At 49.5% G+C, this 19,753-nt stretch carries 18 protein-coding genes; 6 read left to right on the top strand and 12 right to left on the bottom strand.

What is annotated here, in order from left to right; genetic code table 11:
* Positions 1-38: 38 nt before the first annotated feature.
* The 6 genes from ACIPUG_RS10260 to ACIPUG_RS10235 form a co-directional block, all read right to left on the bottom strand.
* Positions 39-947 (bottom strand): ABC transporter permease, encoded by a 909-nt coding sequence (locus ACIPUG_RS10260; protein ID WP_039275990.1) that lies wholly within the window; start codon positions 945-947, stop codon positions 39-41.
* On the bottom strand, positions 944-1,921 hold the full coding sequence (locus ACIPUG_RS10255; protein WP_010296900.1) for an ABC transporter permease: 978 nt from the start codon (positions 1,919-1,921) through the stop codon (positions 944-946). The genes ACIPUG_RS10260 and ACIPUG_RS10255 overlap by 4 nt, the downstream gene beginning before the upstream one ends.
* Entirely contained in the window at positions 1,921-2,898 is a 978-nt protein-coding gene (locus ACIPUG_RS10250) for a nucleoside hydrolase (RefSeq protein WP_039521338.1), read from the bottom strand. The genes ACIPUG_RS10255 and ACIPUG_RS10250 overlap by 1 nt, the downstream gene beginning before the upstream one ends.
* Position 2,899: 1 nt before the next feature.
* Entirely contained in the window at positions 2,900-3,853 is a 954-nt protein-coding gene (locus tag ACIPUG_RS10245) for a nucleoside hydrolase (RefSeq protein WP_400338328.1), read from the bottom strand.
* Between the two features lie 103 nt (positions 3,854-3,956).
* On the bottom strand, positions 3,957-4,841 hold the full coding sequence (locus ACIPUG_RS10240; RefSeq protein ID WP_400338327.1) for a dihydrodipicolinate synthase family protein: 885 nt from the start codon (positions 4,839-4,841) through the stop codon (positions 3,957-3,959).
* Positions 4,842-4,912: 71 nt separating this feature from the next.
* Positions 4,913-6,463 (bottom strand): ABC transporter substrate-binding protein, encoded by a 1,551-nt coding sequence (locus tag ACIPUG_RS10235; protein ID WP_014917115.1) that lies wholly within the window; start codon positions 6,461-6,463, stop codon positions 4,913-4,915.
* 142 nt (positions 6,464-6,605) lie between these two features.
* On the opposite strand from ACIPUG_RS10235, the gene ACIPUG_RS10230 reads away from it, so the two are divergent.
* Positions 6,606-7,502: a LysR family transcriptional regulator gene (locus tag ACIPUG_RS10230; RefSeq protein WP_039502489.1), complete on the top strand. Its 897-nt coding sequence runs from the start codon at positions 6,606-6,608 to the stop codon at positions 7,500-7,502.
* Between the two features lie 141 nt (positions 7,503-7,643).
* On the opposite strand, the gene ACIPUG_RS10225 is transcribed toward ACIPUG_RS10230, so the two are convergent.
* Positions 7,644-8,039 (bottom strand): hypothetical protein, encoded by a 396-nt coding sequence (locus ACIPUG_RS10225; protein WP_039557604.1) that lies wholly within the window; start codon positions 8,037-8,039, stop codon positions 7,644-7,646.
* Positions 8,040-8,292: 253 nt separating this feature from the next.
* Between ACIPUG_RS10225 and ACIPUG_RS10220 the strand changes: the two genes are divergently transcribed.
* Genes ACIPUG_RS10220 through ACIPUG_RS10210 form a run of 3 tightly spaced genes read left to right on the top strand, consistent with a single transcriptional unit; the run spans position 8,293 to position 11,440 of the window.
* Positions 8,293-9,723, top strand: coding sequence for a DNA cytosine methyltransferase (locus ACIPUG_RS10220; RefSeq protein ID WP_400338325.1), 1,431 nt, complete (start codon positions 8,293-8,295; stop codon positions 9,721-9,723).
* A gap of 9 nt (positions 9,724-9,732) precedes the next feature.
* Positions 9,733-10,206 (top strand): very short patch repair endonuclease, encoded by a 474-nt coding sequence (locus tag ACIPUG_RS10215; RefSeq protein WP_039511574.1) that lies wholly within the window; start codon positions 9,733-9,735, stop codon positions 10,204-10,206.
* A complete protein-coding gene (locus ACIPUG_RS10210; RefSeq protein ID WP_320743028.1) occupies positions 10,199-11,440 on the top strand; it encodes a type II restriction endonuclease in 1,242 nt (413 codons plus the stop codon). Before ACIPUG_RS10215 ends, ACIPUG_RS10210 begins: the two co-directional genes overlap by 8 nt.
* Before the next feature lie 66 nt (positions 11,441-11,506).
* On the opposite strand, the gene yidA is transcribed toward ACIPUG_RS10210, so the two are convergent.
* The 5 genes from yidA to ACIPUG_RS10185 form a co-directional block, all read right to left on the bottom strand.
* Positions 11,507-12,322, bottom strand: a complete 816-nt coding sequence (yidA, locus tag ACIPUG_RS10205; RefSeq protein WP_039281418.1) for a sugar-phosphatase — start codon at positions 12,320-12,322, stop codon at positions 11,507-11,509.
* A 280-nt stretch (positions 12,323-12,602) separates the two neighbouring features.
* Complete coding sequence (locus tag ACIPUG_RS10200) at positions 12,603-14,045, bottom strand: 6-phospho-beta-glucosidase (RefSeq protein WP_400338322.1); 1,443 nt, start codon at positions 14,043-14,045, stop codon at positions 12,603-12,605.
* Positions 14,046-14,094: 49 nt separating this feature from the next.
* Positions 14,095-14,436 (bottom strand): PTS lactose/cellobiose transporter subunit IIA, encoded by a 342-nt coding sequence (locus tag ACIPUG_RS10195; RefSeq protein WP_400338409.1) that lies wholly within the window; start codon positions 14,434-14,436, stop codon positions 14,095-14,097.
* Positions 14,426-15,739 carry a PTS sugar transporter subunit IIC gene (locus ACIPUG_RS10190; RefSeq protein ID WP_400338321.1) on the bottom strand — a complete coding sequence of 438 codons (1,314 nt, stop codon included), beginning with the start codon at positions 15,737-15,739 and terminating at the stop codon, positions 14,426-14,428. The genes ACIPUG_RS10195 and ACIPUG_RS10190 overlap by 11 nt, the downstream gene beginning before the upstream one ends.
* 16 nt (positions 15,740-15,755) lie before the next feature.
* Positions 15,756-16,061: a PTS sugar transporter subunit IIB gene (locus tag ACIPUG_RS10185; RefSeq protein ID WP_039281404.1), complete on the bottom strand. Its 306-nt coding sequence runs from the start codon at positions 16,059-16,061 to the stop codon at positions 15,756-15,758.
* A gap of 211 nt (positions 16,062-16,272) precedes the next feature.
* On the opposite strand from ACIPUG_RS10185, the gene ACIPUG_RS10180 reads away from it, so the two are divergent.
* A complete protein-coding gene (locus ACIPUG_RS10180) occupies positions 16,273-17,286 on the top strand; it encodes a LacI family DNA-binding transcriptional regulator (protein WP_400338407.1) in 1,014 nt (337 codons plus the stop codon).
* Positions 17,287-17,748: 462 nt separating this feature from the next.
* On the top strand, positions 17,749-19,752 hold the full coding sequence (locus ACIPUG_RS10175) for a methyl-accepting chemotaxis protein (RefSeq protein ID WP_400338320.1): 2,004 nt from the start codon (positions 17,749-17,751) through the stop codon (positions 19,750-19,752).
* Position 19,753 lies beyond the last annotated feature (1 nt).

Genomic DNA, 19,753 nt, shown 5'->3' with positions numbered 1-19,753 from the left:
TGTGCGTTACCCCTTATTCCTATGGGCGTTCCCACAGATTAATTCCGCGGATTGAGGATGTCGCGCAGCGCATCCCCGACCAGATTGATCGCCACAATCAGCAGCAGCAGCGTCAGCCCCGGAAAGAAGCTGATCCAGTAGTCGCCCGACATCAGGTATTCAAAACCGTTTGAGATCAGCAGCCCCAGCGACGGTTCCGTCACGGGCAGCCCGATCCCCAAAAACGAGAGCGTGGCTTCCAGCATGATGGCGTAGGCGATGCGCATCGTCGCTACCACGATCAGCGGTGCCAGACAGTTGGGTAAAATATGGCGAAACAGGATGCGGCGGTTGGACAGCGCCATGCTGCGCGCCGCGTCCACGTAGCTGCGGCGACGCTCCACCAGCGCCGACCCGCGAATCGTGCGCGCGTAGTAAGCCCACTGCGTTACCACCAGCGCCATGATGATCTTGTCGACTCCTTGCCCCAGCACCGCCAGTAGGATCAGTGCAATCAGGATCGGCGGGAAGCTGAGCTGGATATCGACGATGCGCATGATCGTGGCATCCGTTTTTCCACCGACGTAGGCGCTAATCAGCCCCAACGAGGCACCAATCAGCAGCGCAAGCACCGCACTGGAGAAGCCCACCATCAGGCTGATGCGGGTGCCGTACAGAATGGCGCTGAACAGGTCACGCCCTTGATCGTCCGTCCCCAGCCAATACGTCATGCCCGCCATGCTCTGCGCACCCGGCGCAAGCCGGCCATCCATGATGTCGAGCTGCATCAGATCGTAGGGATTCTGCGGCGACAGCAGCGGGGCAAGGAGCGCCAGCAGCACGAAAATCGCCAGCATGATCAGCCCGCACAGCGCCAGCCGATCGCCGATCAGCGCCATCATCACGCGCATCACCGGATGAGCGGTTTTTTGCACGGCAGCGGGCTGGTGTATCGTATTTCCCGTCATCCCTTATCTCCTCCGAGCCGCACACGCGGATCGACCAGCACATACAGCAAATCGACCAGCAGGTTAATCACGCTGAACATCACGACGGTAATCATCAGATAAGCCAGGATGACAGGGCGGTCGAGCACAGCGATCGAGTCGATAATCAGCTTGCCCATGCCCGGCCAGGCATAAATGGTTTCCGTGACGACGGCGAATGCGATCAGCGATCCCAGCTCCAGCCCCAGCACGGTAATCAGTGGAATCAGCGTGTTGCGCAGCACATGCACCAGTACGATGCGGGTTTCTGACAGCCCTTTCGCACGAGCAAACTGTACATAGTCCTGTTGCAGACACTCCATCACGCCCGCGCGCATCAGGCGGATAACCAGCGAGATTTTAAACAACGCGAGGTTAAACGCAGGCAAGAGAAGATGTTCGAGACCATCGCGGGTCAGAAAGCTGAATGGAATACCGAATAACTCATGCGTATCGCCCCGGCCAGAGGACGGCAGCCAGCCCAGCTTCACGCTGAACAGCATGATCATCACCAGTCCAATCCAGAACGTGGGCAGGCTAAAGCCGAGGATGGAAAAAGTCATGATGGATTTGGACACCGCGCTGTCCGGCTTCAGGCCAGCGTAGATCCCCAGCGGAATACCGACAACCAGCGCCATCACGAACGCCACCATCGCCAGTTCGAGCGTGGCGGGCATGCGCTGAAAAATCAGCGTCAGCGCGGGTTGGTTAAAGATAAACGAGTTGCCCATGTCGCCCTGCAAGGCGTTCCAGACAAACAGCCCGTACTGTTCCCAGACGGGCTTATCCAGACCAAAGGACTGAATCACCGCCAGCCGCTCCGCTGGCGTGGCCGTCGCACTCAATAGCATATCGACCGGATTACCGACCAGATAAACACCCACAAACACCAGCACCGACATCACAGCCAGCGTCAGCAGCGTTTGTCCGATTCGGCTAAGCAGGTAGGCGACCATCAGCGCTCCTCAGATCCATTGATTGCGTCAGCTTCAGAGCCATAGCGACGCAGACGATCGGCAATCAGCCCGAGGAATCCTTGTTCGTCGATTTCTCGCATGACCAGCGCATTCGCCGGCTCACCCAGCTTGTTATAAAAATCGGCAAACACGTAACCCATGGTCTTACCGGAAACTTCTACCCCGACGCGAACGTGTTTTGACTTGAATAGCTCGGGCTTCAACAGCCACGCAATGACGGTCGCATCATGAATCGGTCCACCTTCACGACCAAAACGCTCGACTTCGCTACGGTCAAACATGCGCAGCAGCGCGGCCATCGCCTTACCCGGCGCACCGCCGCTATGTGCGATAGCATCAACCTGTTCCGTCTGAATCAGCGCCTGAAAGGTCACATCCAGCGGCATGATGACAATGGGAACACCGGAAGAAAAAACGATCTCCGCCGCATGCGGATCGGCATAAACGTTGAAATCTGCCCACGGCACGCGATTCCCCATCGCGGTAAAGGCACAGCTCATGGACACAATCTGTTTGATGCCGCGAGCGACATCAGGATGGAAGCACAGCGCCAACGCCAGATTCGTCAGCGGGCCAAGTGAACAAATGGTGATCGGGTTATTATCGGCAGCCGCCTGACGCGTCATCCGCACCAGAAAATCAACGGCGTGTTCCTCTTCCGGCGACAGCGTGCTTTCTGGCACCCACTCAGAGGAAAACTTGCCGATATGGGCGTATTTACCGAAAACCTGATCGCGGATGAGCGGGCGCGAAGCACCCGCAAAAATCGGCACATCGGTTCTGCCCGTCACACCCACCACGTTGCAGGCGTTCGGCAATGTCGCAGCAAGCGGTACATTACCTGCCACTACGGTAATCCCAAGCACGTCCAGCTCGGGCGACGCCAATGCCAGCCAGATGGCTATCGCATCGTCGACGCCGGGATCGGTATCAATAATAATGCGTTCTCGAACCATGTCAGACACCCTCTCTGTAGCGGCTCAATAGGTCAGCAAACAGCTCGACAACCTGTTTAGCATCAACCCCCGTCACCACATCGACATTCGGCTGACGATCGGTTTTTCCGTACCAGTCGGCAACGGTCTGCCCCATGCACAGCTCGCTTTCCTGCTCAATGTAAACGCTGGCTTTTTCCGTCGTGAAGCAGTGCGGTGCCAGCACCCAAGCGATGACCAGCGGATCGTGTAGCGGGCCGCCGCGTGAGCCGTAGCGACGGATATCATTGCGGTCCCAAAACGCCATCATTTCACCCAACGGCGCGGAGATGCGTCCGGATAGCGCAATGAAACGCGCCACTAATTCCGGCGTTAAAATCACCTGATGCGTGACATCCAGCGGTAGCGCGACGATGGCAATCGACGAGTCAAACACCACCTTGGCGGCCTGCGGGTCGGCAATCATATTGAATTCAGACGTCAGGCTACGGTTACCCGCTTCGCGGTACGCGCCGCCCATCATCACGATGCGTGCAATTCCGTCGGCAATCTCGGGTGCCATACGCAGCGCCATCGCCACGTTGGTTAACGGCCCTAACGTACAGAGCGTGATCGGCGTGCCGTCAGCGATCGCCTGACGACACTGCTCAATAATAAAATTCACCGCATGTTTCTCGTCGGCCTGTTTTTGTGGCGCAGGCAGCACCGTCTGACCCAGTCCGCTTTCGCCGTGAAACTGGCCATGAATAGGGTCACGCAACAGCGGCCGATGACAGCCAGCGAAAACGGGGATATCCGTACGCTGACCCAGTTCAACAATTTGCAGCGCATTACGCACCGTCTTGTCCAGCGACTGGTTACCGCACACCGTGCAGATACCGCGAATATCCAACTCTGGTGCCACAAATGCACTTAATAACGCAATCGCGTCATCTATCCCCGGATCACAATCAATAATAATAGGTAAAGCGCTCATCCTTCGATGATTCCTTTTCTCTTTTTAATAGGTACTGCCGAACATCAAGGTGCAGAAAACCCCACACCTCTACAGCGTGAAAAATAACAAAATGTATTTTGCGTTAGAGGGAATCGACGGATGCTAAAACATCCGCGATCTCCTTACGCGCCTTTTCATCCAGCGATTGCTGAGGCGGCAACGGATCGCCTACCGCAAATCCCTGCAATTGCAGCGCCGCTTTAATACAGCCGGCAATGGAATAACGGGCAAAGATTTCATTGATGCGCCACAGCGGACGCTGAAGCTCCATTGCTTTGTTCCAGTCACCCGCGCGGGCGGCTTCATACAAAGCAATACTCTGTTTGGGAACGATACACGCCGGGCCAGCCATCCACCCCACGCCGCCAATCAGCATGACGCAGGCGGGAATATGGGCGGACGCGGAGAAGACATCCATTCGGCCACGGGTACGTTCGATGATGGAAAGCAAGCGCCCGGTATTGGTCGAGGCGTCTTTGATATAGCGGATGTTATTCACATGGCTCAGGCGTTCAATGACGGGCAGACTCAAATCGGAACGCTGGAACTGAGGATTGGTATAAAGCACCACTGGTTTGCCCTGTGCGGCTTCGGCAATGGCGCGGAAATACTGTTCGACGCCTTCGTCTTTCAGGGGGAAATAGGCTTCCAGCACCGCCAGAATGCCATCCGCACCCAGTTCGACGTAGCGTTTCGTTTGCTCAACGGCATCCTGAATGGTTGTCGACGCGACACCAGCGATAACCGGCACACGGCCCGCCGTCGTTTCGATCACCGTTTTGACAACATCCAGACGCTGAGCCGCAGAGAGATAGGCAAATTCACCGGTGCTGCCTAACGGCACGACGCCATGTACACCGCATTGAATCAGATGTTCAGTGAGCTGCGCCAGAACGGGCTTATCAACCTGACCATCGGGCCTGACGGGTGACACCAGATAGGGAAAAACACCGCTAAATGTATTCACTCCGCTCTCCTTGTTACGGATAGATAAGGGGTGAATACTCACCCCTTATTTGAATCATAAATGACAGGTGACTATTTCGCAGAACGGACGAAGTATGGCAGCGTGTAGGCATCGGAACGGCCTACGTAGGTATACTGCTTTTTCATCGCCCAGGTGTTGGACAGGAACATCACTGGAATCACGCCCAGATCGTTCATGCCAATGTTCATCGCCTCAGCCAGCAGCGCATCACGTTTGGTTTCATCCAGCGTGACACGTGCTTCGTTCAGCGTTTTATCAAAGACAGGATTGGAATAGCGACCACGATTACCCTGTCCTGCATTGGGGCCAAAGGTTTCTAACAATGGCCCCAATACTCCAGAAGCTTCCCCGGTTTCAATCGCGGCCCCGCCCATAATCAAACTGAATTCGAGACGAGACGCACGTGAGAAGTACACACTGCCGGGCATCGTAACAACCTCGGTTTTGATACCAGCACGGGTGAACATTTGGCCAATGGCCTGAGCAATTTTAGAATCATTAGGATAGCGATCGTTCGACGCGTGGAAGGTCAACGTGAAGCCGTCGGGGTAACCCGCCGCCGCCAGTTCCTGTTTGGCTTTCTCCGGATTATAAACCGGCGCAGGAATGGAAGCGGAATAGCCTGGGTACCCCTTCGGTACAAGCTGAGAGGCAACAACAGCCTGCCCCTCCATCACACGGTCGACGATTGCCTGACGATTAATAGCTAAAGACATCGCCTGGCGTACTTCTTTTTTTAGTAATGGGTTTTTACCATCAGGACCTTTGGCGAACGGTGATTCATCTCGCTGCTGGTCCATGTGAAGGTAAATAACACGATTCCCTGGTGTTGAAATCGTTTTTAACTGCGAATTTTTTTCAATATTACTGCTGTCGGCTGTTGGAACGTTTTCAATCATGTCCACATCACCGGATAATACTGCTGCTACACGTGCACTACTGTTTTTAAATACACGGACAGTAACGTTGTCCCACTCTGCTTTTCCTCCCCAGTAATCGTCATTACGACTAAGGACTACCCGGTCATCCGGCACCCAGGAAACAAATTTGAATGGCCCTGTACCAATCACATCTTTTCCTGAATTCAACGTTTCCGTTGGGACGTTCTCAAGTCGGGCGGGCAAAATGGAAACCCGACTTAAATTATTCAGCAGCAGCGGCGAAGCCTCTTTTGTCTTAATCCGCACCGTTAATGGATTCACTTCTATTACTTCAGCAATGTCGCTGACGTAGGGTGCGTAAGAGCTAGGGCTGTTTTTCGATGCCAGCGCAACACGCTTAATGCTGGCAATCACATCTTTAGCCGTAAAATCACTGCCGTCGTGAAACTTAACGCCAGGACGCAATACAAACTCCCACGTCTTGTCGTCAATCACTTTCCAACTGGTTGCCAGGGCAGGTGCAATCTGCTGTTTTTCATCCTGTACAACCAAACCGTCAAAAATATTGCGCGCCATTGCGCTATTCGCCCCACTCACATAAAACTGCGGATCCATTGATGTGGTGGAGGAAGCCAAACCGATATTCAGGTCCGCGCTATAAACCAAAGGTGAAGATGAAAATAAAACAGTAAACAATAACGCCAGAGTCGATTTCTTCATTCACTAATCCTCTATTCCATGATTGAGTACTGATGAAGTGTATTAAATCTTATGATTGTGAGTCTATGCGCTAGATTGGATAATGAAAAATTGCATTTTGTGTTAAATTGATAACCAAATGTTATGTTTTAAGGTGACGAGCATGCGTATCAATCCCCGCCAGGTTGAAGCCTTTCATAAAGTCATCCTCACCGGAGGCATCACCGCTGCCGCCAACATGATGTACATCACCCAGCCTGCGGTCAGCAGGCTGATTAAGGACTTTGAAGACGCACTGAATCTTAAGCTGTTCGATAGGGACGGGCGCGGCCTGATTCCACGCGCAGAGGCGATGAAGCTGTATCGCGAAGTCGAGCGTCTTTATCTGGGGTTGGATCACATCGGGATGATTGCGGATGAAATTCGCCACGCCAAGGGCAGCGTGCTACGCATCGCCGCCGTTCAAGCGCTCTCGTTTCTTTGTTCAGATCAGGTTCTCCCTACTTTACTCAAGAAATACCCCGATCTTTCCCTGTTTTTAGACATCGAAAGCAGCAGCCATATTACGAGCGCCATTTCTGAAAATCAGTATGACGTCGGCTTTATTTTTGGCCAGCCAGGCATCAAAGGGCTGGAAGCTGAACCACTGGCGGACGCCAGTGCTGTCGCGGTGTTAGCGGTGGATCACCCTCTTGCCACGGCGGATGAAATTACGCTTGCCGACCTGGCCGGTACGCGCGCTATTCTGCCGGGAAGAACCACACCGCTGCGGGCGCAGCTCGATATCTCCTCCAGAAAAGAGCAGACCTATTTGCATAACCCCATCGAAACCTCAATGGCTAACTGCTGCGTGCTGGCATCAAGAAACGTCGGCATCGGCGTGGTGGATTTTATTACCGCCCTGAACAGCCCTTCGCCGGTTATCGTTAAGCCTTTCAATCCTGATATAAAAATGGCGTATTGCGCGGTTTATCCCCCGCAAATTCCCCGCAGCCAGGTGGTGAATCACATCACTCAGGTTATGAAAGAAAAAATAGCGAGCAGTCTGGAATTAAAATAATTTCCAGCCAAAGCCGTTATTTTTATTAATGTATTTATTGAATAATGACTGCTGGGGAGTGGATTTATAAAAAATAAAAAGCGGCGTTTCTATTTAAAATAGAAATAGCGCCATAAGATTTGATTAATTCAAAAGAGAAAGTTATTTCCCTTCCCAATTGGATATAGATCCCTTATGCTCGGGAGTATTTCTTTTAATTAATACTATATGGATTTTATCACTATTATCAAAACCGATTACAATGTTATCCCCTTCCTGAGCCTCGTTCATTACAATGTTTCCGCTAAAATATAATCGATGTTCCGTTCTTGTACTGTGTTCTTCTCTGGCATCATACCAGGTTATTGGTTTAATACAACTTATACGCTCCCCTCGGATAGAAAAATAAGCATCTTGCTTAAATTTTTCTAATCCAAAAAGATTCTTCAATGCTCTAACACCATTAAATTCATGCTGATTTGAGCGATTTCTTTCTGCTTCTACTGCTGACAATGTTTTGATGCACGATCTTTCAAGAGAAAAAGGGGATTTTGACATATATAACCTCTTATAAAATCCGTAAAAACTGGCATTAATAAAAGGAATTATAGTAACTGCGAATAAACTAACATCAAGAAATAATAGAATAATTTTTCATTAATGCGATCTGCCATTGAGTTTAGCTCGAAAATGACTTTAAGGCACAAAGCTAGTTTCAACCATGATGTAATTTTCTTTAAACTTTTCATTCATAATGGTGCCATTTAGTGATATTCTATCACTAGTATCTCCCTTTTAAATGGTGTTAAAAATGAAAAATGTTGAACTGATTGCACAAAAATTAATTAAAGATAATGAGCAAGATCAGCTTCATAAAAGAAAGGAAGATAAAGACCTGGTCAAAAAACTTGTTGATATTTATGATCAAAAACATGTCTCTGAAGCGCTTCGTGCTATTAGTCACAGTGAATGGACTCGTGAAACCCTAAATCGCTGGCTGAACGGGAAAATGCCACAAAAGCCATTGACCGATCTGGAAGTAAAAATGCTTAACAGTTTGCTCCCATCCCCCCCAGCCCATCATCCTGACTATTCGTTCCAGTTTATCGATCTATTTGCTGGTATAGGCGGGATAAGAAAAGGATTTGAAGATATTGGCGGGCAATGTGTTTTTACCAGTGAATGGGACAAAAATGCAGCCAGAACTTACAAAGCGAATTGGTACTGTGACCCAGAAAGTCATATTTTTAACTCTGATATCAGAGACATTACACTGAGCAATGCTTCTTCAGTCAGTGAAAAAGAAGCATATGAAAACATAGATAGAGAAATCCCAGACCATGATGTATTACTGGCGGGTTTCCCTTGCCAGCCTTTTTCGCTTGCTGGTGTATCAAAGAAAAACGCTTTAGGCCGTGCCCATGGATTTGAATGTGACACACAAGGGACTTTATTCTTTGATGTTGCAAGAATTATTGCGGCCAAAAAACCCCCTATTTTCTTATTAGAAAATGTGAAAAACCTGAAAAGCCATGATAAGGGAAAAACATTTCGGGTCATCATGCAAACACTGGATGAACTGGGATATGTGGTTGCTGACGCTGAACATTCGGGAGCGAGTGATCCTAAAGTTATTGATGGTAAGAACTTCTTACCCCAACATAGAGAACGCATTGTTCTTGTAGGATTTAGACGTGATCTCAACATTCACAAAGGATTTTCTCTGAAAGAAATTAACCAATTCTTTCCAGATAAAAAATTAACTATCAAAGAATTACTCGACGAAAATGTTGATAAAAAATATATCCTTACTCCTACTTTGTGGAAATATTTATATAATTACGCAAAAAAACATCAGGCCAAGGGAAATGGATTTGGGTTTGGCTTGGTATCACCAAGTAATCCAGATAGTGTCGCCCGTACTTTGTCAGCTCGTTACCACAAAGATGGCTCAGAAATACTGATAGACCGCGGATGGGATCGGGAGCTAGGAGAAGAAGATTTCGATAATGAAAAAAATCTGGAAAATAGGCCAAGAAGGTTAACCCCTCGTGAATGTGCTCGCTTAATGGGATTCGAGTCTCCTGGTGAAAAATCATTCTGTATTCCTGTATCAGATACCCAGGCATATCGGCAGTTTGGGAATTCTGTCGTTGTTCCTGTTTTTTCAGCCGTTGCAAAACTGCTAAAGCCTTATATTGTGAATGCAATTAAGTCAAAAAACAGCAAAAAAGTCGCGTAAGGTATAAAAATGGCTGATGTTCATAACCCTGCGATTCGTAGTAAAAATATGAAGGCGATCCGCAACTGTGATACAGCCATTGAAGTTAAACTGGAAAAAATCCTTGAAGACTTAGGCTTAAAGTTTCGAAAACAGGTAAAGGATTTACCTGGAAGGCCTGACTTTGTTATTGATGAGTATAAAAAAATTATCTTTACGCATGGATGTTTTTGGCATCATCATGAGTGTTATCTTTTCAAAATTCCGGCAACGAGAACTGAATTTTGGATGGGGAAAATTGGAAAAAATGTTACCAGAGATAATAATATCCACAAAGAACTCAAGAATGAAAACTGGCATATTATGACTATTTGGGAATGTGCTATAAAAGGTAAACACAGACTGTCTATTCAAGATCTCTCAGAAAGGATAGAAGAGTGGGTTTGTGCTGGAAGTGGCTCAGTAGAAATCGATACTAAAGGGATACATAATAAAAATGCTTGAAAAATTATCTAACCATTTTGAAGTCGCTGTTGCTAAATACCTTTCTGCTGTCGATGTTGACTCTAAAAAATCTAATCAGCACGAAATTGGTGGGTTAGTAAAAGCAGGGTTTGCCAGGTACCTTCCCGTTCCCCAAAATGGTGAAAAGATATTATTTAATGCCAACCTTATTTATATATCAGGTGAAGAAAGCGATCCTATTTCTTACGAGGATACGCTGACATGGTATGATACTCGCCATAATCAAAAGAATAGAAAACCAGAATATAGAATGTATTATAAAACCAATCCCGTATCTTCAATGATGAATGAAGGGGACTTCTTTCTTATTATCAAAAAAATTAACGGAGATTTGTTAATAATTATTACTCCGTCAGGTTCTGCTATAGAATTCCAGCTAAAAACTTTATTTGGAATTAATAATATTAGTAGTGAATTTTCTCAATCGTCTATCGAAGGCAAGTCTCTTATTCTTCCAGTAAGAATGCTATTTGAAGATTTGGGAATAGAGCTTGAAGAGTCAGAAAGCAAGAATGATAACTTACTCGAAATATTGCTGAGACGTTTTCCTAATGGCTTTCCAAAATCAAAAGAATTCTCTTCTTTAGCAAGGGAGCAAACGCCAGGAGAACCATTATATGAACCTGATGAAACCTTAATGTTATGGCTGGAGCAAGAAGAAAAATTGTTCAGAACATACGAACGTTTTGAGGTAGCTAAAAAACTTGCTCAGGGGTTTGGTGAAAATGGCGATAATGTTGATGATTTTATTGATTTTTCCCTAAGTGTACAAAATAGACGCAAGTCCCGTGTTGGCTTTGCGTTTGAAAACCATTTGAACTATTTATTTAGTCTGCATGGGTTAAAGTTTCAGCAAGGTTCGTCAAAAAATACGACTGAAAATAAATCTAAACCAGACTTTCTCTTTCCTGATTTTTCTGCTTACCATGATCCACTTTTCCCTCAGGAAAAACTAAGACTGCTTGGCGCTAAAACAACATGCAAGGATAGATGGAGACAAGTTCTGGCCGAAGGAGATAAGATCGGACGTAAGCATCTAATTACTATACAACCAGGAATTAGTGAGCAACAGTTGACAGAAATGAAGAATAAATCACTTCAGTTAGTTGTTCCTTATTCTGTTCAGTCAGTATATCCAGTGTCATTCATTAGCGATTTGCAAAGTGTTGTAGATTTCATTGCTGAAGTAAAAAACATTCAAGCAATGAATTGAAATAATAACCATCCTATAAGGCTACGTTAAAAGTAGCCTTATAGTTCTTCGATATTCCTATCACCTCTAAGAATTCAGCACAAATTTCTCGATCGCATAAGCGACGCCGTCTTCCATGTTGGTTTTGGTGACGAACTGGCTGGCTTCTTTCACTTCGTCGATAGCGTTGCCCATCGCGACGCCGATGCCCGCATAGCGAATCATCGCCAAATCGTTCTGCTGGTCACCCAGCGTCATGACGCTTTCGCGTGGAATGCCGAGGTGCTCCGCCAGCATCTTCACGCCTTCACCTTTGTTGACGCGTTTATCCAGAATTTCCAGATAGTATTCGGCGCTCTTCATGATGGTATAGCGTTCAAAGGCTTCCGGTGGCAGCTGACTGATGGCGCGATCCAAGATCTCTGGCTCATCAATCATCATCACTTTCGGGAACGTCAGGCTGCGATCCATTTCTTCAACTGCACGATACTTCAACGGCATCCCGGTCAGGTGAGATTCGTGGATGGTGTAAGGGCTGATGTCTTTATTGGCGGTATAGACGAAATTGAAGTCCAACGCATGGAAATGGACGCCCAGTTTGCAGGCCAGCGCTTCGAAATAGAGATAATCATCGAAGCTCAGCGCCGTTTGCGCCACACAGTCACCATTGACCGTACGCTGCACCAGCGCACCGTTATTGGTGATGCAGTAACAGCCTTCCTGCTGCAAATCCAGCTCCATCAGGTAGCGCTCGACGCCAATGTAAGGGCGACCTGTAGCCAACACCACCTGCACGCCTTTCTCTCTGGCAGCGGCAATCGCGGCTTTTACCGCAGGTGAAATTTGATTTTGGGGCGTCAGCAACGTCCCGTCCATATCAATAGCGATCAGTTTTACAGACATAGTTTTTCCAGCATCAAGTTATCTGTTTTCATGCTAACGCGATTCAGCGATGAAGTCGTTAGTGAAATACAGCCGGGTGACAGGCGTATTACATATATACCCTAAATAATTCGAGTTTCAGGAAGGCGGCGAATGAGAGAATCCCGATGAGCTTACTCAAGTAAGTGATTCGGGTGACCGAATGAAGCCAACGCACATGCAACTTGAAGTATGACGGGTATAACGTAAAAAGCCGTGCGCTTAAGCACGGCTCTGTGGCCAACGTTTCCTGCAATCGCCGTTATAGTTCGGCGCCGTTGCTGGAAATCACCTTCTTATACCAGTCAAAGCTCTTTTTCTTCGAGCGCTTGAAGGTACCGGTGCCATCATCGTGTTTATCCACATAGATGAAACCGTAGCGTTTGCTGTACTGACCGGTGGTGAACGACACGCAGTCGATGCAGCCCCACGGGGTATAGCCCATCAGCTCCACGCCATCTTCCACGACTGCTTTCTTCATCTGATCGATATGCGCTTTGAGGTATTCGATGCGGTAATCATCGTTAATGCTGCCGTCGGCTTCCACCTTGTCTACCGCGCCAAAGCCGTTTTCGACGATGAACATCGGTTTCTGATAACGCTCGTAGAAGCTGTTCAGCGTATAGCGCAGACCAACCGGGTCAATCTGCCAGCCCCACTCCGATGCCTTCACATGCGGGTTCTTCACGCCGCCGTCGAAGCCCGTAATTGAATCTTCTTTTTTCTGGCCTTTTGCCGCCAGCTGCACCGCGCTGCTCATGTAGTAGCTGAAGCCCAGATAGTCCGTGCAGCCTTCGCGCAGCGTCTGTTCGTCTTCCGGCTGCATATCAATCTGATAGCCTTTGCGCGCCCACTCTTTCAGGATGTAAGACGGGTAGTAACCACGCAGTTGCACGTCGCCGAACAGGTGACGCTCACGCATCGCTTCCTGTGCAAACATCACGTCATCCGGGTGGCATGACCACGGGTAGATCGGCACCAGCGCCAGCATGCAGCCAATTTTGAAGTTCGGGTTAATCTCATGACCCAGCTTCACCACTTTCGCACTGGCGACAAACTGGTGATGCAGCGTTTGGTACAGCGCCTGCTCTGGCTTGTCGTGATCGGTAAAAATCACGCCGGAACAGCAGTAGCCAAACAGCGGATACTGCCAGTTACGCTGGTTGTTGATCTCATTGAAAGTCATCCAGTATTTCACTTTGGACTGGTAACGCTTCATGACCACTTCGCTGTAGCGAACAAAGAAATCCACCACTTTACGGTTCAGCCAGCCACCGTATTGCTTAACCAGATGATGCGGCATTTCAAAGTGAGACAGCGTAATCACTGGCTCGATGTTGTATTTCAACAGCTCATCAAACAGGTCGTCATAGAATTGCAGGCCTGCTTCATTTGGCTCCAGCTCATCGCCATTGGGGAAAATACGCGTCCAGGCAATCGAGGTGCGGAAGCATTTGAAGCCCATTTCGGCGAACAGGGCGATATCCTGCTTATAGTGGGAATAGAATTCCACCGCCTGATGGTTTGGATAACTGACACCAGGCTGTACGCCATCGGTAATCACACGGTCAACGCCGTGAGCACCGCCGGACAGGACATCACAAATGCTGACGCCTTTGCCGCCTTGATTCCAACCACCTTCAACTTGATGCGCCGCTACCGCGCCGCCCCACAGAAAGTCTTTCGGTAATTGTTGAGCAGACATCTTATTTCCTTCTTATTTCAGGTTTACACGTTATTCATTTACAAACGGTTTAATGGATAGATTGTTTCAGGGTGGAGACTTCCCGATGCAGTTGAATCAGCTCCTCCACCAGCTCACGGCATAGCATCGCGTTCATCAGGTGATCTTGCGCGTGAACCAGAATCAGGTTGACCGGGATTTTTCCGCTGCCCTCATCGGCACCAATCAGGGACGTCTGGATTTGATGGGCTTTGCGCGCCGCCACAGAAGCCGTGTTCAGCAGTTCCTCAGCCCTGTCCCACTCGTATTTTCTGGCGGCGCTCAGCGCTTCCATCGAGCTGGAACGCGCCTCTCCCGCATAGATAATCAGTTCCATTACTGTCGTTTCATCAAGCATGGTTTCATCGCGCATCACTCACTGCCTCCTCTGCTGTCCCCACTTCTTGTGCGACCAGCTGACGTTCATACATTTTGAAGAAGGGGTAATAGATTAAGGACGAGACGACAATCAGTACCCCCACCAGCACCACCGCACGCCAATCCCACCCCGTAGACCAGGCTGCGCCAATCGGTCCCGGCGTTGTCCAGGGTGCAAGAGAAATGACGCGGTGCACCAAATCGGTTTTTAATGCGATATAAGCAAGGGTGGCATTCACCAACGGCGCGGTAATAAACGGGATAAACAGCAGCGGATTCATCACGATAGGTGAACCAAAAATCACCGGTTCGTTGATGTTGAACATGCTTGGCACCACGGCCAACTTGCCGATGGAGCGCAGGTGAGCAGAACGGCTACGTAGATAGAGGAAGACCAGCCCCATGGTCGCGCCCGAGCCGCCCACCGTAATGAAGAACTGCCAGAAGGGTTCAATAAAAATTTTGGTGATCGGTGCGCCCGCGTTAAACGCTTCCTGATTGATCCCTAAGTTGGTCAGCCAAAACGCCTGCAAAATGCCGCCGACAATAACCGCACCGTGAATCCCGGCAAACCACAGCAGATGGCAGAGCAGCACCGCGATCAGGATGGCGGGGAGCGAGTCAGATGCCGAGATAATCGGCGCGAAGACGGCCATAATCGCCTGCGGTAACAGCATGCCGAACTGGCTCTGCATAAACAGGCTAAGCGGGAAGAGCGTCAGGAAGATGGCAAGAATCGGGATCAGCAGATCGAAAGACTGGCGGATTTTCGGCGGCACCTGTTCCGGCAGGCGGATACCAATATTGCGCTTCTGCAAAAAGTGCATCAGCTCCGTCGAATAGATCGCCACGATAATCGCGGTGAAAATCCCCTCGCCGCCCAGCGACCCGACCGGCAGGCTTTTGTCGATTTGCGGCGCCGCAACGACCATAAACGACATCAGCGCCAGGCTGGCCGCCATAAAACCGTTCATTTTATAGCTCTGTGCCAGGTTATAAGCGATGGCGCTGGTGATATACACCGCCATAATGCCCATCGTCATGTTATAGGGCATCATGATTTGTTCGCCGTGGCGTTCCACCATCCCCAGCCACCACTGCGCAAAAGCCCATTCACTATTCGGGCTAAAAGGTGGATGAGCAAATAACATCATAAAAGAGCCGACAATTAAAAACGGCATAGAGGCAATGAAGCCATCTTTAATTGCTACAACATGGCGCTGACTAGAGAGTTTTGCCGCAATTGGACTAATACGGTTTTCGATAACGCTGAATAATGACTCGCTTAATTTACTCATTATTCCTCCCGTTATACTAATTGATCATCGCCAGGGCATCATTGAGGACTTTTTCCCCATTCATCATGCCGTAATCGATCATATTAATGACAGCAATCGGCTTCGCTTTCTCGTCAGCTATCACCTTGAATTCAGGCAGTTTATACTTAATCTGCGGCCCCAGAAGGCAGCAATCATATTCATCAATTAGCTCATTAAACTCTTCAAAACCCACGGCTTTTATCTCAACAGCGATCGCATTTTTCTCGGCGACCTTTTCCATCCGCTGTACCAGCATGCTGGTAGACATTCCTGCTGCGCAACAGAGTAAAATCTTATTCATACTGCACCTCACCGTCCGTTTTTTTATTATTCAAGCAAGACACAAAATAATATGCAACCGGTTTCATATTGTTTTTACTATTTTTTGAAGGCGATCATAAATAGCGCAATCGGGGAATATTTTTATCCCTACACTTGTTATTGGTGATAAAAAAGGAGGATTTTTCCCTATAATGACGACATCAGGCAGTACAGGAGAACGGGAAAGTACGATGGTAACCATGCTCGATGTAGCGAAAAAAGCCGGTGTCTCCAAAGCCACCGTATCACGCGTGCTGACAGGAAATAATTACGTCAGTAAAACCACGCGGGATCGGGTATTCCAGGCGATTGAAGAGATTGGCTACCGGCCCAACCTGCTGGCGCGCCAGCTCGCCACGAGCAAATCGCAAATTATTGGTTTGGTTGTGACCAACACGCTGTACAGCGGCCCCTATTTCAGCGAATTGCTGTTCCAAACGGCAACCATGACGGAGAAATACGGGCGGCAGCTCATCATGGCGGATGGCAAGCACAGCGCGGAAGAAGAGCGTGAAGCGATCCAGTTCCTGCTCGATTTACGCTGCGATGCCGTCATTATCTATCCGCGTTTTCTCTCTACGAATGAACTGGAAGAGATTATCGAACAGCACGATCAGCCGATCATGGTTGTGAACCGCACACTGCATCAGCATGGCGATAATGGCATCTGCGCCAATCACCAGCAGCACTGCCATGATGCCGTCAATTACCTGATTGCACAGGGCCACCGTGATATCGCCTTTGTCTGTGGATCGGCGAACTCACCCACGGGTACAAGCCGACTGGCGGGCTACCGGCAGGCGCTGGAGGAAAACGGGGTTCCCTATAATGACGGGCTGGTTGCGCCAGGTGACTGGACCCATGACAGCGGCTATACGGCGGCACAAATCCTGCTTCAGCGGTCTGCCACCTTCAGCGCACTCGTCGCCAGCAATGACGATATGGCGATTGGCGCGGCCAAAGCGCTACGCGAACACGGCCTCGCGATTCCGCAGGATGTCTCGCTGCTGGGGTTCGATGATTTACCGATGGCATCATGGTTCTACCCGCCCCTCACTACCGTGCATGTGCCCGTCGCCGAGATGATCAGCTATACCCTTGAGAAACTGCTGTACCGACTGGAAGGTGAAACCATCGCGCCTACGCCAGCCTTCAAGGGCGAATTGATTATCCGCGATTCCGTCAGCAAAGGTCCTGCCGCCTAATCCTCGCTCACGCGGTGAGGCACCATGCCTCACCTCACTGTTCTGTCCGTTCACAGCGATACCAATTTATGCCTCGCTGATTTGTGACATTTTCGTGAATAACCTAAAGACATATTGTTTCTCGCCGATAATTTATTTGTGACTTACATCACAAATAATGACGAGTCGCGCAAGGGAATGACCATAAAACAGAAAGGAAGACAATCGATTGATTCTTTTTATAAAAAAGCACCTATATACCCTAAATAATTCAGGTTGCAGGACAAAACGTTATCGTTTTGAACAACGCAAAGCGTTGGCCCGCTAGGGCGAGGTTCATTTATGGACCTCGTAACGCGGCAAGAGAGGGAATCCCGATGAGCTTACTCAAGTAAGTGATTCGGGTGACTGAACGCAGCCAACGCACATGCAGCTTGAAGTATGACGGGTATCGGCGCTTATATCCCAGGGGATATTACGCATATGTCTACAACACTGTTACCGGTTAACCACAGCAACTCATCCATTCACACCTCGCCAACCGCATCCAAAAGAAAGCTCAGCACACGGATGCTGATGCTCCTGGCGGGCGTCACCACTATCGCACTCGGTTTTATTCTCACTATCGGCCTGCTGATTTGGCAATCTGGCCAGCAGCAAAAGACCATCGCACAGCAGTATCTTGAGCAAACGGCGTATACCAACAGCTACCTGATTCAGCAAAAACTGGATGTCGCGCTACATGCGGCACGTAATTTGGTGCAGAGCGTTGTCAGCCTGCAAGAAGCAGGTAACGCCGATCGAAAAACCGCGGAGACACTGCTGAAAAATGCACTGAAGAGCCATCCTGATTTTCTTTCGATGTCGCTGGCGTGGGAACCTGATGCGTTCGACGGCAAAGATCGGGAGTACGCGGGTCAACCCGATCAGGATCCGCAAGGTCGCTTCGTCCGCTACGTTGACCGCGACACCGCAGGCAACGTTGCTCTGCATACTCTGTTGGATTATGAAACGCCCGGCAGTGGCGATTACTATCTACTGCCGAAGAAACTCCAGAAAGAGGTGATTCTGGAACCGTATAGCTATCCCTACAACGGCGTCGATGTTCTGCTGACCTCCATTGCCGTGCCTATTATCATCAACAACAAATTTTACGGCTCCGTCACCGCGGATTTTTCGCTGGATACGCTGCAACAGCTCACCAACAACATCAAACCCTATGAAGGCACGGGCTACGCCCAATTGCTGTCCCACACCGGTGCCTACATTTCTCATCCTGACAAAGCCCGGATAACCAAGAAAATTGAAAACGACCCAACGCTGCTTGAGCATGTCACCACAGGTCAGTCTTATCAGATCGAACGTGACAATGCCGTGCTAAACACGCCGGCGTTTAACGTGTATGTGCCAGTCACCATCGGCAATACCGGTACACCCTGGATGCTCGGCCTGTCCGCACCCGTCAATGTGGTGATGGCGGAAACGGTGCAGCAACGCAACGTGGGCCTGCTGCTTATGATACTGAGCATCGTGGTGGTTTCCGGCGTGCTGGGCATCATCTTTAACCGCAAAGTTGCACGCCCTATCGGTGGCGAACCCGCTCAGGCGGCGCAGATTGCTCTGTCCGTGGCACAAGGGGATTTAACACAGACCATCCCTGTGCAACCAAAGGACGACAGCAGTATTTTTTACGCCATGAATGCCATGCAGACGCAGTTGAGAGATATCGCCGAGCAGCTAATTAGCACCAGCGAATCAGTCAGCCACGGTGCGACGGAAATTGCAGCTGGCAACACCGATCTGGCTTCCCGTACCGAGCAACAGGCGGCAGCGCTGGAAGAAACCGCCGCCAGCATGGAACAGATTACGGCGACGGTGAAACAGAATGCGGATAACGCCCATAACGCCACAACGCTGGCGCAGAATGCCGCGCAGATCGCTCAGAAAGGCGACAAAATAGTCGGTCAGGTTGTTCACATTATGAGTGAAATCGACGACAGTTCGAAGAAGATTGCCGACATTACCAGCATCATCAACGGTATCGCGTTCCAGACCAATATTCTGGCACTCAACGCGGCGGTAGAAGCCGCCAGAGCGGGCGAACAAGGGCGCGGTTTTGCCGTTGTTGCCAATGAGGTGCGCAACCTCGCTCAGCGCAGCGCCAGTGCCGTAAAAGACATCACCGCGCTGATTACAGAATCCGCCAGCCGCGTCGATAGCGGCGTCACGCTGGTTCAGAACGCCGGTGAGACCATGCAGGAAATGCTGAGTGCAGTCACGTCGGTAAAAGACATCATGGACGAGATTGTCTCAGCATCGGATGAACAATCGCGCGGAATCAGCCAGGTGACGCAGGCGGTTCACGAGATGGACGGCGTCACCCAGCAGAACGCCGCGCTGGTTCAGGAAGCCACGGCAGCAGCGGCGTCATTGGAAGAACAAGCCAGACAACTCGCGCAAACGGTGCTGGTATTTAAGCTCTCGTAAT

This window comes from Pectobacterium sp. CHL-2024 (assembly GCF_044751765.1).
GTDB lineage: Bacteria > Pseudomonadota > Gammaproteobacteria > Enterobacterales > Enterobacteriaceae > Pectobacterium > Pectobacterium brasiliense.
Note: the sequence above shows the minus strand (reverse complement) of the source record. Positions and strands in the feature narration are given on the sequence as shown.